17 protein-coding genes are annotated in these 16012 nt (G+C 51.0%); 3 read left to right on the top strand and 14 right to left on the bottom strand.

Annotation, left to right across the window (positions count from 1 at the left end):
• Positions 1 to 43 precede the first annotated feature (43 nt).
• Complete coding sequence (locus B9Z32_RS09930) at positions 44 to 2320, bottom strand: YgiQ family radical SAM protein (RefSeq protein WP_108421270.1); 2277 nt, start codon at positions 2318 to 2320, stop codon at positions 44 to 46.
• Between the two features lie 85 nt (positions 2321 to 2405).
• Here B9Z32_RS09930 and B9Z32_RS09925 point away from each other — a divergent pair, with 85 nt between their 5' ends.
• Together B9Z32_RS09925 and B9Z32_RS09920 are read left to right on the top strand one after the other, a co-directional pair.
• Positions 2406 to 3050, top strand: a complete 645-nt coding sequence (locus B9Z32_RS09925) for a chromate transporter (protein ID WP_108421269.1) — start codon at positions 2406 to 2408, stop codon at positions 3048 to 3050.
• A complete protein-coding gene (locus tag B9Z32_RS09920) occupies positions 3047 to 3643 on the top strand; it encodes a chromate transporter (RefSeq protein WP_108421268.1) in 597 nt (198 codons plus the stop codon). Before B9Z32_RS09925 ends, B9Z32_RS09920 begins: the two co-directional genes overlap by 4 nt.
• 46 nt (positions 3644 to 3689) lie before the next feature.
• On the opposite strand, the gene rlmB is transcribed toward B9Z32_RS09920, so the two are convergent.
• Entirely contained in the window at positions 3690 to 4433 is a 744-nt protein-coding gene (gene rlmB, locus B9Z32_RS09915; RefSeq protein WP_108421267.1) for a 23S rRNA (guanosine(2251)-2'-O)-methyltransferase RlmB, read from the bottom strand.
• Between the two features lie 7 nt (positions 4434 to 4440).
• Positions 4441 to 5118, bottom strand: coding sequence for an ABC transporter ATP-binding protein (locus tag B9Z32_RS09910; RefSeq protein ID WP_108421266.1), 678 nt, complete (start codon positions 5116 to 5118; stop codon positions 4441 to 4443).
• Here B9Z32_RS09910 and B9Z32_RS09905 point away from each other — a divergent pair.
• The gene (locus B9Z32_RS09905; RefSeq protein ID WP_108421265.1) at positions 5117 to 5815 is read left to right on the top strand and encodes an arylesterase; all 699 of its coding nucleotides are present in this window, start codon (positions 5117 to 5119) and stop codon (positions 5813 to 5815) included. The genes B9Z32_RS09910 and B9Z32_RS09905 overlap by 2 nt on opposite strands.
• A 27-nt stretch (positions 5816 to 5842) precedes the next feature.
• Here B9Z32_RS09905 and B9Z32_RS09900 read toward each other — a convergent pair whose 3' ends face one another.
• The 11 genes from B9Z32_RS09900 to der form a co-directional block, all read right to left on the bottom strand.
• Positions 5843 to 6025, bottom strand: coding sequence for a hypothetical protein (locus B9Z32_RS09900; RefSeq protein WP_108421264.1), 183 nt, complete (start codon positions 6023 to 6025; stop codon positions 5843 to 5845).
• A 63-nt stretch (positions 6026 to 6088) separates the two neighbouring features.
• A complete protein-coding gene (locus B9Z32_RS09895; RefSeq protein WP_108421263.1) occupies positions 6089 to 7315 on the bottom strand; it encodes a PLP-dependent transferase in 1227 nt (408 codons plus the stop codon).
• 15 nt (positions 7316 to 7330) lie between these two features.
• Entirely contained in the window at positions 7331 to 7855 is a 525-nt protein-coding gene (locus tag B9Z32_RS09890; protein ID WP_108421262.1) for a phosphoribosyltransferase, read from the bottom strand.
• A gap of 58 nt (positions 7856 to 7913) precedes the next feature.
• Complete coding sequence (locus B9Z32_RS09885) at positions 7914 to 9293, bottom strand: adenylosuccinate synthase (RefSeq protein ID WP_108421261.1); 1380 nt, start codon at positions 9291 to 9293, stop codon at positions 7914 to 7916.
• On the bottom strand, positions 9290 to 10465 hold the full coding sequence (locus B9Z32_RS09880) for an ATP phosphoribosyltransferase regulatory subunit (protein WP_108421260.1): 1176 nt from the start codon (positions 10463 to 10465) through the stop codon (positions 9290 to 9292). Before B9Z32_RS09880 ends, B9Z32_RS09885 begins: the two co-directional genes overlap by 4 nt.
• A gap of 50 nt (positions 10466 to 10515) precedes the next feature.
• The gene (locus B9Z32_RS09875) at positions 10516 to 10707 is read right to left on the bottom strand and encodes a DUF2065 domain-containing protein (protein ID WP_108421259.1); all 192 of its coding nucleotides are present in this window, start codon (positions 10705 to 10707) and stop codon (positions 10516 to 10518) included.
• The gene (gene hflC, locus B9Z32_RS09870; protein WP_108421258.1) at positions 10708 to 11634 is read right to left on the bottom strand and encodes a protease modulator HflC; all 927 of its coding nucleotides are present in this window, start codon (positions 11632 to 11634) and stop codon (positions 10708 to 10710) included.
• A gap of 12 nt (positions 11635 to 11646) precedes the next feature.
• Positions 11647 to 13062, bottom strand: a complete 1416-nt coding sequence (gene hflK, locus B9Z32_RS09865; RefSeq protein WP_108421257.1) for an FtsH protease activity modulator HflK — start codon at positions 13060 to 13062, stop codon at positions 11647 to 11649.
• Positions 13063 to 13116: 54 nt separating this feature from the next.
• Entirely contained in the window at positions 13117 to 14286 is a 1170-nt protein-coding gene (gene hflX / locus B9Z32_RS09860) for a GTPase HflX (protein WP_108421256.1), read from the bottom strand.
• 29 nt (positions 14287 to 14315) lie between these two features.
• On the bottom strand, positions 14316 to 14567 hold the full coding sequence (gene hfq, locus B9Z32_RS09855) for an RNA chaperone Hfq (RefSeq protein WP_108421255.1): 252 nt from the start codon (positions 14565 to 14567) through the stop codon (positions 14316 to 14318).
• 93 nt (positions 14568 to 14660) lie between these two features.
• Positions 14661 to 16001: a ribosome biogenesis GTPase Der gene (der, locus tag B9Z32_RS09850; protein WP_108421254.1), complete on the bottom strand. Its 1341-nt coding sequence runs from the start codon at positions 15999 to 16001 to the stop codon at positions 14661 to 14663.
• Between the last annotated feature and the right edge of the window lie 11 nt (positions 16002 to 16012).

Raw genomic sequence — 16012 nt, 5'->3', positions numbered from 1 at the left:
CAACTGAGCGGATGCGTTGATGCGCTGATCTGCTGCTCAGCCTTTAGCTTTTTTTGCGCGGTGGCAGGCCTGTGTGTTGAGTGAGAACGGTGCCTCTTTTGGGCGTTGAACTCGGCGTGCTATTTTTGCGGCGCGCGCTCTGATAATCGTCTGACAAAGGCTGCCAAGTAGGAATCAAGTGGTGCTTGCCATTGCCAATGAGGTCGGCTCGGCCCATGGCTTTCAGCGCATCGCGAAGCAGCGGCCAATGCTTGGCATCGTGATAGCGCAGAAAAGCTTTGTGCAATCTGCGGCGTTTTTCACCCTTGACCACATCGACCTTTTCACTCTCGCGGGTAATTTTGCGCAATGGGTTTTTGGTGGTGTGGTACATGGCCGTGGCCGTGGCCATCGGACTGGGATAAAAGGTTTGAACCTGATCGGCGCGAAATCCATTTTTCTTCAGCCAAATGGCCAAGTTCATCATGTCTTCGTCGCTGGTACCAGGATGGGCTGCAATGAAATAAGGCACCAAAAACTGCTTCTTGCCAGCTTCGGCGCTGAACTTATCGAACATGCTCTTGAACTTGTCGTAGCTGCCAATGCCAGGCTTCATCATTTTTGTGAGAGGACCAGATTCCGTGTGCTCTGGCGCTATTTTCAAATAGCCCCCCACATGGTGCGTGACCAACTCTTTCACATACTCTGGGCTTTGAACCGCCAAGTCATATCGGAGGCCAGAGCCAATCAAAATCTTTTTGATGCCCTTCAAACTTCGCGCTTTGCGGTACATCTGAATGAGTGGGCCGTGGTCAGTGGTGAGGTTGCTGCAAATGCCAGGAAACACGCAGCTTGGTTTGCGGCAGGCAGCTTCAATTTCGGGTGTTTTGCAACCCAGGCGGTACATGTTGGCTGTGGGCCCGCCTAAATCTGAAATGACCCCTGTGAAACCCTTTACCTTGTCGCGGATGTCTTCAATTTCACGCAACACAGAAGCTTCGCTGCGGCTTTGAATAATTCGCCCTTCGTGCTCAGTGATAGAGCAGAACGTGCACCCGCCAAAACAACCCCTCATGATATTGACTGAAAAGCGAATCATCTCCCAGGCAGGAATTTTGGTGGCGCCATCGTGCGAGCCATTTTCGTCGGCATACGTGGGATGAGGACTGCGCGCATAAGGCAAGTCAAAAACAGCATCCATTTCGGCTGTGGTGAGCGGAATGGGGGGCGGCGTGATCCAAACATCTCTGGCCGTATGACCTTCGCCGTGCGCTTGAACCAAACTACGCGCGTTGCCAGGGTTGGTTTCTAAATGCAAGACCCGGTTGGCATGCGCATACAAAACGGGGTCAGATTTGACTTGCTCATAACTGGGCAGTCGAATGACACTTTTGTCTCGGGGAGGTACTTTGTGCAAACCTTTGCCCGTCATGGCAGGCAACTGCGGATTGGGCACAAAGGTCAGCGGTTTGACGGCCGCATTTTGTTGGTCGGCAACTGACTGGGCTTCATCTTCGCGGGCACATGTGGCACCGTTCTCACGTGCCTGTTCCGAAATCATGAGGTAAGGATTGACGTGGGCTTCTACGTGCCCAGGTGTATCGACTGAAGAAGAATCGATTTCAAACCAGCCTTCAGGCGTTTGCCGTCGCACAAAAGCAGTACCGCGAACATCAATGATGTCGTGCACAGGCTCGCGAGCAGCCAATCTGTGAGCAATTTCAACCACGGCACGTTCGGCATTGCCGTAGAGCAACAAATCGCATTTGCTGTCGACCACAATGGATCGACGCACCTTGTCTGACCAATAGTCATAGTGGGCAATTCGGCGCAATGAGCCTTCAATACCACCCAACACAATGGGTACATCGGGAAAGGCCTCTCGACAGCGCTGACTGTAAACAATGGCAGCTCGATCGGGGCGCTTGCCACCCACATCGCCGGGTGTGTAGGCATCGTCAGAGCGAATTTTGCGATCAGCCGTGTAACGGTTGATCATGGAATCCATGTTGCCTGCTGTAACGCCCCAAAACAAATTGGGCTTGCCTAGAGCGCGAAAAGGATCGGCACTTTGCCAGTCGGGTTGGGCAATGATGCCCACTCGAAAACCTTGAGCCTCCAACATTCGACCAATGACAGCCATGCCAAAGCTAGGATGATCAACATAGGCATCGCCCGTGACCAATACGATGTCACAGCTGTCCCAACCCAATTGAGTCATTTCGGCACGGCTCATGGGCAAAAATGGGGCTGTGCCAAAGCGCGCCGCCCAAAACTTGCGATAGCTGTTGAGGGGCTTGGCGTTGCGCGGAAAAAAGGAGACGTCAACCAGAGCGTTCATGGGTCGGAAATAGAAAAATGCTGTAGTTTAGGGCCTCAGATCGAACATATCAGACAGAGGGTCTTTCTAATTGGATAATCTTGGCATGTCTTCTTTGACCCCTGAACTCAATCGCCCGAAATCCAAAACGGAATTGTTTGTCGTTTTCACCCTTCTAGCGCTTCAAGGCTTTGGCGGGGTGCTGGCCATCGTGCAACATGAATTTGTGGACCGTCGAAAATGGATGACCAAAGCTCAATTTGTTGAAGATTGGTCAGTGGCTCAAGTGATGCCTGGCCCCAATGTGGCCAACCTTTGCTTGATGATTGGGGGCAAATACTTTGGCCTCCCAGGCGCCATGGCAGCCTTAGCAGGCCTTTTATTGGCCCCACTCATGATTGTCCTTGCGCTGGCTATTTTGTTTGGAGGAATAGCTGACAGCCCTTCGGCTCAAGGCGCTCTCAAGGGTATGGGAGCTGTTTCGGCTGGCTTGATCATGGCCACTGGACTCAAGCTCAGCACCACACTGCCCCAAAACCCCATGGGAATGAAGACGGCTATCTTGTTCGCGGTTCTCTCGTTTGTATGCGTTGGAATTTTCAGATTTCCCCTAATTTGGGCATTGCTGGGCTTAGGCGTCGTGTCTTGCTTTATCACTTATCACGCTTTGAAACAATTGCAAACAAAACTTGATGCTATGTCAAACCAGTCGTCAAAGAGCGAGTCAAACAGTAAGGGCCCCGGAACATGACCATCTCGCTAAGCCCGCAAGACTGGCTTGATTTTTTTGTACATTTTGCCTCCCTATCCCTGCTTGGAATTGGCGGTGCTATCACCACCGCTCCCGACATGCATCGTTATTTGGTCGATGAAAAGAATTGGCTTACTGACGCCACTTTTTCTTCAAGCATTGCCTTGGCTCAATCTGCGCCGGGCCCGAATGTCCTCTTTGTGGCCTTGATGGGGTGGCATATCGGCCTTAATGCTGGAGGCGGCTTTGGCGCAGGAGCGAGCGCATGGGGGCTCGGACTGATGGGTGTCACACTGAGTATGTTGGGCATCTTGCTGCCCTCCTCGGTGCTGACCTACAAAGCCACCAGATGGGCACATCAGAATAGAAACCTTTTATCGGTTCGCGCCTTTAAATCTGGCATGGCCCCCATTGTGATTGGCCTTCTTGTGTCAGCTGGTTGGATTTTGTCAGTGGCGCAAAACGACTACGCCAAGAATTGGAAGCTGTGGTTGGTCACTGTCATTGCCACCCTGGTCGTGACGCGAACTTCCATTCACTTGCTGTGGTTAATTGCTGCGGGTGGTTTGGTGGGCGCTACAGGAATTTTGTAGGTAAATTAGTTGAAAAAGCGGAGCTTAAAAGGCGCTTAAACGGCAGTTAACCGGTGCCCAAGCGTTGCCTGACAGCCTCAAACAAGCAGACACCGCTTGCAACAGAAACGTTCAAGCTTTCGACAGCGCCTTGCATGGGAATGCTGACCAACTCATCACAGGTTTTGCGAGTGAGCTGCCTCATGCCCGGACCTTCTGCACCCAAAACCAGTGCAACTGGTCCTTTTAAATCAGCTTGGTAAATATGACGAGGTGCATCGCCACTGGTTCCAATGGTCCAAATAGATCGTTCCTTCAACTCGCCTAAGGTTCGAGCCAAATTTGTCACCATGAAATAGGGCACCGTTTCAGCGGCACCACTGGCCACTTTGGCCACTGTGGCATTGATGCCCGCAGCATGATCTTTGGGTGCTATCACGGCATGTGCCCCTGCCCCATCGGCTACTCGCAGGCAAGCACCCAAATTGTGCGGATCGGTAACGCCATCCAACACCAACAACAAGGGCGGCCCTTGAACTTGATCTAACAAATCATCCAAAGAGTGAGCCTGCGGCAAAGCTTCAACACGAGCAGCAACGCCTTGATGGCCATGGCTACCCGCCAGCTTGGCAAGACGCATGCTATCGGCCTCGATGAGCCTTACACCCGCCTCTTGAGCTCGTTCTATGAACTGTCTCATTCGGGCATCGCGCCGGGTGGTTTCAAAGTAGATTTCAACGATGGATTGAGGCGCTGTTTTTAAGCGAACGCCGACCGCATGAAAACCGAAAAGAATTTTGGGAGAAGACATGCTCCCATTATCCTTTGCTTATGAGCTGTCCAGCTTGTAGTGTGAGTGTTCTGTCGCAGCGTGCTGCCAATTTTTGATCATGGGTGACCAAAATAAGGGTGGTGCCGCGTGCATGGTTCATAGACAGCATCAAATCCATGATGCTTTCTCCCGTTTGAGCATCCAAACTTCCCGTAGGTTCATCCGCAAGAAGCAACTGGGGCTGCACCACAAAAGCACGCGCAAGGGCCACGCGTTGTTGCTCTCCACCACTGAGCACCTTGGGGAAATGCTTTAAACGCTCTGCCAAGCCAACTTGCAACAAGATTTCCTTCGCCAATTTGGCAGCATCTTTGATGCCAGACAATTCCAAAGGCAACATGACGTTTTCAAGCGCTGTCAAATGGCCCATCAGCTGAAAATTTTGAAATACAAAACCCAGCTTTTGTCCACGCCAGGCAGCCCTTTGGTCTTCTGTCATCTCAAAAATCTGTTGGCCCGCTAAGCTCACATGCCCTTCCGATGGCGTGTCTAAACCCGCCATGATGGACAACAAGGTGCTCTTGCCTGAGCCTGATGCGCCCAAAATAGCGACAGATTCCCCAGCATTCACGGTGAAATCAATATCACGCAAAATAGCCAATGGCGAACCTACATCACCGACCACCTTACTCACGTGACTGACTGAAATCATAGTTTCTGACATGTACCAACTTTCTTTGCTTCGTCAACACTTTAACTCCCTTGTGGTGGGCTTGTTCTGTGCGGGTTTTTGTTCTATTTTGTTTGCCTCTGAAAACCAGCCAACTGTCAGAGCATCTCAAGGCGTCAATTCTGGAAAAGTGGTGCTTATTGTGGGCGACTCACTGAGTGCTGAATATGGTCTCGCAAGAGGAACAGGCTGGGTCAATCTCATGAGCCAGCAAGCTGCCAAAGAATCGGTCAAGGTCAAAATTGTCAATGCCAGCATCAGCGGCGATACCAGCTCGGGTGGCCTTAGCAGATTGCCTCAATTGCTCAGCGTACACAAACCCCAATTGTTGGTGGTTGAGCTGGGTGGCAACGATGCGCTGCGCGGACTGAGCATGAACATGACCCAGCAAAACCTGATTGCCATGGCCCGGGAAGGCAAGAAGTCGGGCGCGAAAGTTCTCGTTGTTGGCATGCAAGTTCCACCCAATTACGGTGCTAACTACACCCAACAAATGGCACAAACGTATCAAAAGGTGTCTCAGGAAACAGGCGCTGAGCTGAACAACCAATTTTTAAAAGGCGTTGCAGACGATCCAGATCCCTTGAGGTGGTTTCAGTCTGATCGGATTCACCCCAATGAGGGCGCTCAAAGCCTCATGATGAAAAACATTTGGCCGCAAGTGAAGAAAATGTTGGCATCACCAAAGTAAAACAGCTTGATGGTTCAAGCCTGAATTTCAATTGGCGGGTGGAGTTTCTGAAGCTGGGGCAGATTCATTGTCGGGCAGGTCTGAATCATCTGCAAAGCCTTCGGGCGAATCCGTTTTTCTTTCAGCCTTGGCTTTTAACTTATCTTCTTTTTTACGTTTCTTCGCCAATTCTTTTTGACGTTTTTCGTAGCCGTAATTAGGTGTAGCCAAGGTATTTCTTTCTATGCAATGTCATCCACTGTATCAGCTTGCCAATCAATCAGACAAAGACCCTCAAAAATTCAAGCACTGCTTGGCTCCTTGGCTCAAATCCAAGATGAGATCTTGAGGATCTTCAAAGCCAGTCGAAAACCGCACCAAATGGCCCTGATGCAAATGTGAGGGCCAGTGCGAGCGCATGTTTTCAATCTTGTAGGGAACCACTAAACTGAAGGGCCCACCCCAGCTGTAACCCAATTTAAAAAGTTTCAAGCTGTCACAAAAGGCATCTACCTGTGTTTGTGTGAAGGACGGGTGAAGCATCACACTGAACAACCCTGCTGCATGTCCTTGGTCTCCATTTGGTGCGCACAAGGCTTGCCAATGTGAGTGGCCCGGTGAGCCTTCAATGGCCGGATGAAGAACCTGCACACAGGCTTTTTGATCTTTCCACCAGCTGGCAAGTTGTCTGGCACAACGGTCTTGTGAGGCATACCTCAAGGCAATAGTTGGCAAAGATCGCAAAATGCTTTCGACATCATTGGGCCCTACACAGATGCCCAAACGCATCATGGTCATTTTGAGTTTCAAGGCCAATGCATCGTCGCAAGTCATGACGCTGCCCATGAGCACATCGCCGCCGCCACTGGGGTACTTTGTTAAGGCGTGGGCTGTGAGGCCAACAGACAAGCTGCCATTTCCCAACAAGTCAAAAGGCTTGAAGGCCAAGCCAGCGCCCCATGTGTTGTCCAAAGCTGTCAATATCTGGCGAGACTGGCAGATCTTCACCAGCTCTATCAAGTCAGGGAACTCCATACTGACTGAGCCCGGAGCCTCTAGCCATACAAGTTGGGTGTTGGATTGAATTTTGGACGCGAGATCTTGTGGATCCATGGCATCGTAGTAAGTGTGCGAAATACCAAATGAAGTTAGCTCGCCTTCTGCCAAAGTTTTGTTGGGACCGTAGGAGTTGTCTGGCAACAAGACGTGATCACCCGTTTTCAAAACCGCAAAGGAGGCCACTGCCAAAGCCGACAAACCACTGGGCGTTAGAACGCAGTGTTTGCCGCCTTCAAGGGTGCAAAGTCGCTCTTCAAGCGTGAAGCTGGTGGGGGTTCCATGTGTGCCATAGGTGTAGGCCGACTTGTCTTTCCACTCCCGCTGGCGCATGGCGGCCACATTGGGAAAGAAAACCGTAGAGGCTTTGAAGGTACCCGGCTGAGGCGAGTCAAACTCAGCCGGAGGCGTATAGCCGTGGTGTATCAGATCGGTAGAAATGTGGGAATTTTTCTTGGAAGTCATCCCACAATACTACCTTCAGACCTTCCACTTTTCCATCAATTTTTCAGGATTTAAGCTGTCATACCCTTCGAAGGGTTGGTGAATCCAGGGATTGGTGGGCAAGTAATCAACGGAGTAATCGGGCTGAAATCCTGACAAACCTTTTGTCCAAATGACAGCCGTTCGAAGTTCAGTGATGGGTTTGTAATTGGTTTTCAACATGTTAACGACGGCATTCAAGGTATGACCCGAATCAGCCAAATCGTCTACCAACAACACACGGCCGGCAATTTCGCCTTTGGGCGTCGTAATGAAACGCGCAATGTCCAAGTGACCTTGAACCGTTCCGGCATCGGCGCGGTAAGAGCTGGTGGACATGATGGCCAAAGGCTTGTCAAAGATGCGTGACAGGATATCACCAGGGCGCATACCACCTCGTGCCAAACACAGAATGGTGTCGAATTCCCAGCCAGATTGATGAACCTTGATGGCCAACTTTTCAATCAAATTGTGGTACTCGTCGTAACTCACATACAGGTGTTTGCCGTCTTCTGTCAGCATGCATTTTCTCCAAAGGTTAAGTCAGTTCACAAAAATTGTTCTGGCGTTGTTGAATCAGTCAAAGGGGCGCCAAGAAAGGATGGTGCATCAAAATGGTGTGGTCGCGATCGGGGCTGGTTGAGACCATGTGAATGGGTACGCCGGTAACATGTTCAATGCGTTGCAAATACAAACGCGCATTGACAGGCAATTTGTCAAATTGCGTCACACCAACGGTGCTGTCCGTCCAGCCCTCAATGCTTTCATAAATGGGTTTGCAGCGCGAAATGTCATCGGCTCCCATGGGCAGAATGTCGACCACTTCGCCGTCCAACTCATAGCCTGTGCAAAGCTTCAATTCATGAAGTCCATCTAGCACGTCGAGCTTGGTAATGCACAAGCCAGACAAGCCATTCACCTGGGCGCTGCGTTTGAGCAAGGCGGCATCAAACCAACCACAGCGTCGGCTGCGACCAGTGGTGACACCCTTCTCAGCCCCCACGGTGCTCATGTGCCAACCGGGAGTACCTTCTTTTTCCCATTCCAACTCTGTAGGAAAAGGGCCGCCGCCAACACGGGTGCAATAGGCCTTGGTAATGCCCAGCACATAGTGCAGCATGCCAGGACCAACGCCCGAACCTGCAGCAGCATTGCCCGCCACACAGTTGCTTGAAGTGACATAAGGATAGGTGCCGTGATCCACGTCCAACAAGGTTCCTTGAGCGCCTTCAAACAACAAGTTGGCGCCCAAGCGGTGCGCATCATTCAATTCGCGCGACACGTCGGCCATCATGGGCTTCAAGAGCGCGGCATGAACCATGGCTTCTTCGTAAACCACATCAAACTGCACTTCGCCGTTTTTGACATAAGGCTTGAGGGCATCGCCAAAGGTGAACTTTTCAGAACCCAAATAAGTTTTCAAGACATGGTTGTGCAAATCCAAAAGCTCTTTGAGTTTGTGTGCAAAGCGCTCAGGGTATTTCAGGTCTTGCACCCGCAAAGCGCGGCGGGCAATTTTGTCTTCATAGGCAGGACCAATGCCCCTGCCAGTGGTGCCAATTTTTTCTGTTCCCCCTTGCTCACGGGCGGCCTCTCGCGCCACGTCGAGTACAGCATGAAAAGGCAAGATCAAGGGGCAAGCTTCACTGATGCGCAGGCGCGAACGCACCTCAACACCCGCTTTTTCAAGACCCGCAATTTCTTCAAAGAGTTTGCCAGGCGACAACACCACGCCATTGCCGATGTAGCACTTGACTCCCGGGCGCATGATGCCGCTGGGGATGAGGTGAAGCGCTGTTTTGACGCCATTGATAACCAAGGTATGACCCGCATTGTGCCCCCCTTGGAATCGCACAACGCCTTGTGCGCTCTCGGTTAGCCAATCGACCAGTTTGCCTTTGCCCTCGTCACCCCACTGGGTTCCAACAACGACAACGTTACGTCCTTTGATCATGTTCATTTTGTTTTGTTTTCAATGGCTTTTACAACCCACTGCCCCGCGACCTCTAACAGTTCGCGATCACATTGGAATTCATCAATTTCACTTTCATGTCCGGGCAAGCTGCACACAACGGTTTCGCCGTGTACACGCAATTGTGCTATGGCTGAGCGCAGATCAACTCGCGTTCCCCAAGGAGCACGAATGGCCAGCTTCAGGCTCAGTTGTGGCACAACGCCTACCCACTGCTTCAGGTCAAGGCTAAAGCCCACAGCAGGCCGATCTCGGCCAATTTCATGCCCAAACACAGCGCCAACACCGTCGTAGCGTCCACCTCGAACCACTGCGTCACTGGCACCTTTGGCGTAGATGGCAAAGCGCAAACCGCTGTAATAAGCATAGCCACGGGCATCTGCCAAATCAAATTGGAAATTGACTTGAGGCAATTGCTCGCTTAACCATTTCAATTGCTCAATAGCAAGTTTGATTTGAGGTTTAGGGGGTAGTTTTTGCAGCGCAAGGTCTAAAACAGAATTGTCACCGTACAGGTCAATCAGATGGAACAGGCCCGCTTTGATATCTGCGGGAAAGTTGTGAGTTAGATCAGCCAAAGAATAAGCGTTTTTGCTGGCCAATGCCGCATAAACATCGCCACGCATCTCATCAGTCAGGGCGATACCCTCCAACAAGCTGCTCACAATTCTGGCATCTGCAAGGTCAACCAAAACTTCACCCATCTGAGCTGCCTGCAAACAATCAAGCGCCAGTTGCAAAACTTCAAGATCTGCCTCAAGGCCCGCATGACCAAAAATTTCAGCACCCAGTTGCAAAGGCTCGCGTGTGGCGTGAGGCCTGTCTGGTTGCGTATGGAGAACGGGCCCACAATAACAAAGGCGAGTCACGCCCTTGCGGTTTAACAAGTGGGCATCGATTCGGGCCACTTGGGGGGTTGTATCGGCCCTTAAGCCCATCAATCGGCCAGATATTTGATCGACCAATTTGAAGGTTTGAAGATCAAGGGCTTTGCCTGTCCCTGTTAACAAGGACTCGATGTGCTCGAGCAGAGGGGGCGACACCAACTCAAAGCCATAGCTGCGAGAAGTGTCTAAAAGCAATCTTCGGAGTTCTTCGATGTGCCTGGCTTCGGAGGGCAAGACATCAGCGATGTGATCCGGCAGGACCCAAGCGGACATGGCAATCAGGGAGGCTGTTAAAACAGGGATTTTACCGGCTCAAACAGGCTCTAAATGAACCACATCAAAAGAAAGACGCCCAACAAAACGATTGAAAGTCCAAAAAATCGAATTTGTCCATCTTCCAACTGCAAAAGCTGGGTGAACATTTCGCGCCATTTAGGTGGGGAAATGAGGGGCAAAAGCCCCTCCAGAATCAGAACCAGCGCAATGGCAACCAGAACAGCAGACCAAAAAGTCACTTACTTCTTGACAGATTGGGCTGGTTGAACAGGCTGAGCAGCCGAAGGCGCTGCGTTACCACGCATCGTTCGGAAGAAATCAGAGCCGCTTGGATCTAACACCATGACGTCGCTCTTCTTGGCAAAGCTGGCTTTGTAAGCGTCGAGGCTTCGGTAAAACTGAGCAAACTGGGGGTCACGGCCAAAAGACTCGTTGTAAATTTTGGCAGCTTGAGAATCGCCCTGCCCTTTGATTTTTTGGGCGTCGCGGTAAGCGTTGGCAATGGTGACCTCCCGCTGACGATCGGCATCGGCCCTGATTTTTTCACCCTCAGCAGCACCTGTAGAGCGAAGTTCATTGGCAACGCGCTTGCGCTCAGCTTCCATTCGGCGATAAACCGATTCGGTGATGGCATCTACGTAGTCTGCACGGGTAATGCGAACATCGACCACATCGACACCCCAAGGCTTGTCACCACGAACCTTCTCAAGAACTTCGCGCTTGACGTCGTTCATCAGCACATCACGGCTCAAGGAAAGCAAATCTTTCACTGTGCGTTTGTTGATTTCTTCTTGAAAAGCGTTTCGGACCACTCGGTTCAATTGGTTAGCACCCGATTTTTCATCCAAGCCCACATTGCGGATGTAGGCCAATGGGTCGGTGATGCGCCAACGAACATACCAATCAATCACAACCCGTTGCTTTTCTGCAGTGAGCATTGGCTCGGTGTCTGGGCTGTCGAGAGTCAATAAACGCTTGTCAATGTAAGTAACGTTTTGTAAGGGTGGTGGCAGCTTGATGTTCAAGCCTGGCTCGGTGATCACTTCTTTGATCTGACCCAAAGCATAGACCACACCAAATTGCCGTTGATCGACAACGAACAACATAGAGCTGGCCAATGCCAAAACCAGCAGCAGGGATGAAACCCATATTCCAATACGATTCATTTTGCTGCTTCCTTAACGAATTTCACGGTCACGAGTGCGCTGGCTTTCGCGCGATCGAAGATCCTGTGGGGTACTGCTGGGGGCTGCAGCCGGGGGGGTGGTGCTAGGAGCACCTGCTTGATCAGTGGGCGCTGTACCAGCCAGAGGCGCACCTGTCATCTGCATCAATTTGTCGAGTGGCAAATACATGAGGTTAGAGCCTTGTTTGCTGTCGACCACCACCTTGGTCACGTTGGTGTAGATTTGCTGCATAGCATCCAAGTACATGCGATCACGTGTGACTTGGGGTGCCTTTTGGTACTCGGGCAAGATGGCCTTGAATCGCTGTGAATCACCTTCTGCCTGAGCCACAATTCGCTCGCGATAAGCTTGTGATTCTTCTTTCAAACGCGAGGCCGCACCCACCGCACGGGGGATCACATCGTTGGCGTAAGCTTGTGCTTCATTCTTGGCACGTTCGCGCTCTTGGCCTGCTTTGAGAACATCGTCAAAAGCTGCCTGAACTTGCTCTGGTGGGCGAACTCCGCCTTGTTGCAGGTTGATGCCCACCACTTCGATACCCACTTTGTAGCGGTCCAAAATGTTTTGCATCAGCGCACGAACACGTGGTGCAATTTGATCACGCTCCTCTGCCAGAGCGGAATCCATTTTCATTTTGCCAACAACTTCCCGAACAGCAGTTTCAGCCGCTTGGACAACAGCCTCTGTGGGGTTTTTGCTTTCAAACAAATAAGCGCGTGCATCGTTCAGGCGGTACTGAACGGCAAACTTAATTTCTACAATGTTCTCGTCTTCCGTCAACATGGCGGACTCACGCAGCCCAGTGGCTTTGATGACGTTGTCACGACCAATGTCGACTGATCGAATTTGAGTGACAAAAACCAACTCATGCTTTTGGATGGGATAAGGCAAACGCCAGTTGAAACCAGCACCCACAGTTGACTTGTATTTGCCAAACTGGGTGATCACAGCTTGTTGTCCCTCTTGGACAATAAAGAAACCTGTACCCAGCCAAATCAAAACAAAAGCACCCAAAATGACGCCAACACCCAAGTTTCGAAATACGGGAGGCAAGCCACTGGGCGGTGTGCCATTGGGTTGGCCTCTGTTTGGAGGGCCACCATTTTTACCACCCAAGAACTGGGCAAGTTTGCGATTCAGATCACGCCACAATTCGTCGAGGTCGGGCGGACCAGAAGATTGGTTGGGACGATTCGATCCATTTCCCGAATTGGGTTGTTGAGAATTTGAGGGGTTATTCTGATAGCCATTCGAACCCGGCGTGTTGCCAGGGGAGTTTGCGCCATCTTGGCCATCAGAAGTTGGCTTGTCATCGCCTCGGCCCCAGCGCGGATCGTTCAAATTGAACATGCCGCGAAGGCGCTGTGGCAAAACTGACCAACCAAATACACGGTGTTTGAAGTTCATTCGTTTTTCTACGTTTTATCTGATCAATGCGATTGTGCACAAACAGAGGACTGGTTATGCGAAATCATCTGAATTTTCCCCGAAATTATCAAGGGCAAAGCGCGGATCTGCCGGTGTTTCGGGTTCAGAATGAATTTGACTGACTTCGTCGGCCAACATCTTGCGCAAAACTGACAAACCTTCTCCTGATTGTGCGCTGACAAACAAGCGTTTTAAGGCCTGCCCATCAACTTCGTACAAGTCGAGACGTTCCAAGGGCTGACGTTCTAAAGGCAAATTGTCAATTTTGTTGAAAATGAGCCATTGGGGCACCTCAGAAGCACCAATTTCGTGGAGCACGCGCTTGACTTCAGCCATTTGCTCAGGAAAGTTGGGATTGGATGCATCCACCACATGCAATAACAAATCCGCGTCAACGGCTTCCTGCAAGGTAGCTTGGAAAGCATCAATCAAGCCATGCGGTAAATCCCGAATGAAGCCAACAGTGTCTGAGACCGAGGCGCTGCGTCCAGATTCGCCCAGATAAAGTTGTCGGGTGGTGGTATCCAGAGTTGCAAACAACTGATCGGCCGCATACGCACGGGCCTTGACCAAGGCATTGAACAAGGTTGACTTGCCGGCATTGGTGTACCCCACCAGTGACACATTGAATGAATTTCGGCGGTCTCTTTGCCGTCTTTGAGTCGAGCGCTGTTTTTTGACTTTGGTCAAGCGTTCTTTGGTTCGCTTGATGGCATCGCTGATCATGCGACGGTCAAGCTCAATTTGGGTTTCTCCAGGGCCGCCCCGCGTACCAATGCCACCTCTTTGACGCTCAAGGTGAGACCATCTTCGAACCAACCGTGTGCTGAGGTATTGCAAGCGTGCCAGCTCAACTTGTAATTTGCCATCGTGGCTTCTAGCGCGCTGCGCAAAGATTTCAAGAATAAGCAGGGTCCTGTCGTTGACTGGCAAACCGAGATGACGCTCGAGATTACGCTGTTGAGCGGGGCTCAGTGACTGGTCAAATAAGACTTCCTTGGCGCCTGTTTGCTCGGCCATGAATTTAATTTCATCGGCTTTGCCAGAGCCCACAAATAAAGCGGCATCTGGGGCTTTTCTTTTGCAGGTCATTTTGGCAACAGGTTTCAGTCCCGCTGTCAGAGCCAATTGACTTAACTCATCCAGATCAGCATCAAAATGAGGCAATCCAAAGTCAACACCCACCAGCAAGGCGGGGGTCATGTCAACTAAATCGCTGTTCAAAAGAAAGTTTAAGTCGAAGAATCATCTGCCTCGGCGTCTAAACCAGGCAGGTTGACAGCGCGTCCGGGCACGATCGTAGAAATGGCGTGTTTGTATACCATTTGGGTGACTGTGTTACGCAGCAACACCACATATTGGTCGAAGGATTCTATTTGGCCTTGGAGTTTGATGCCGTTGACCAAGTAAATGGAAACTGGCACATGCTCTCGGCGCAATGCGTTGAGGAAGGGATCTTGCAAAAGTTGCCCTTTGTTGTTCACGATATTCTCCGTGTTCTGAATTGTTTTAAGGGTTTTACCTTAACACATCGGGTGGCCCAAAATGTGTAATCCCCTTTTTAAAACCCTGACAAATCAGTCTGAATCTTTGTCAGCGTAAGGATTTTGTGAGGTTTTCATTTCAATGCGAAGCGGTGTTCCAGACAAATCAAAGGCTTTGCGGAACCGGCCCTCCAAGTATCTTTTGTAGGTTTCGGTCACATGCTCAAGCGAGTTGCCATGGATCACAATGACAGGCGGGTTCATGCCGCCCTGGTGTGCATAACGCAACTTCGGTCTGAACATGCCACCCCGTTGAGGGCTTTGAAATTGAACCGACTCGAGCAGTAAGCGGGTTAAAACGGGGGTGGTCATTTTGACCATGGCCGATTTGTGCGCTTGGGTGATGGAGTTCCAGACAGGGCCTAAGCCTTGTCGTTTTTTGGCTGAGATAGTGTGCAAATTGGCAAACTTCAAGAACGGCAAACGATTTTCAATTGATCGGTGCACCAATTCGCGTTGGTATTCGTCAACTGCATCCCACTTATTAACAGCCAACACCACAGCCCGCCCGCTGTCCAAGATGAAACCCGCAATGTGGGCATCTTGTTCGGTCACGCCCTGAGTGGCATCCAACAACAGCAAAACGACATTGGCAGACTCAATGGCCTGCAATGTTTTAACCACCGAAAATTTTTCAATGGCTTCAAACACTTTGCCCTTACGGCGCAAACCCGCGGTGTCGATCAGTTCAAACTTTTGACCACCTCGTTCAAATGGAACCGTAATCGCATCGCGTGTGGTGCCAGGCATGTCAAAGGCCACCAAGCGTTCCTCGCCCAACCAAGTGTTAATCAAGGTTGACTTGCCCACGTTGGGCCGCCCGGCCACTGCCAACTTGACGACGCTTAAATCTTCTTCGATGTCTGTGTCGTCTTCCGGCAACATGAGAGGGTCTAGGGCCAACTCAACAAGACTGCGCACACCTTGTCCATGTGCTGCCGACACAGGAATGACATCGCCTAAACCGAGTTCGTAAAACTCACTGATTTGAACGCCTTCTCGCATGCCCTCGGCTTTGTTGGCCACCAGCAAGCAAGGTTTGCCAATGCGCCGGAGGTACTTGGCTATATCGTGGTCTTGCGCCGATACGCCCGCCCTGGCATCCACCACAAACACAACCACATCGGCTTCAGCCACTGCTTGTTGGGTTTGTTTGGCCATTTCTTTGTAAATACCGGCACTGGCATCTGGCTCAAAACCACCCGTGTCAATGACGATGTATTCGTATCTTCCCTGGCGACCTTGGCCATAATGGCGGTCGCGCGTAAGCCCCGCAAAGTCAGCAACGATGGCATCGCGAGTTTTGGTGAGTCTATTGAATAAAGTGGACTTGCCCACATTGGGGCGTCCGACCAAGGCCAGTACGGGTTTCAAATCTATCTTTC

This window comes from Limnohabitans sp. MMS-10A-178, from assembly GCF_003063375.1.
Lineage (GTDB): Bacteria > Pseudomonadota > Gammaproteobacteria > Burkholderiales > Burkholderiaceae_C > Limnohabitans_A.
This window is presented reverse-complemented; position numbering and strand designations above follow the sequence as displayed.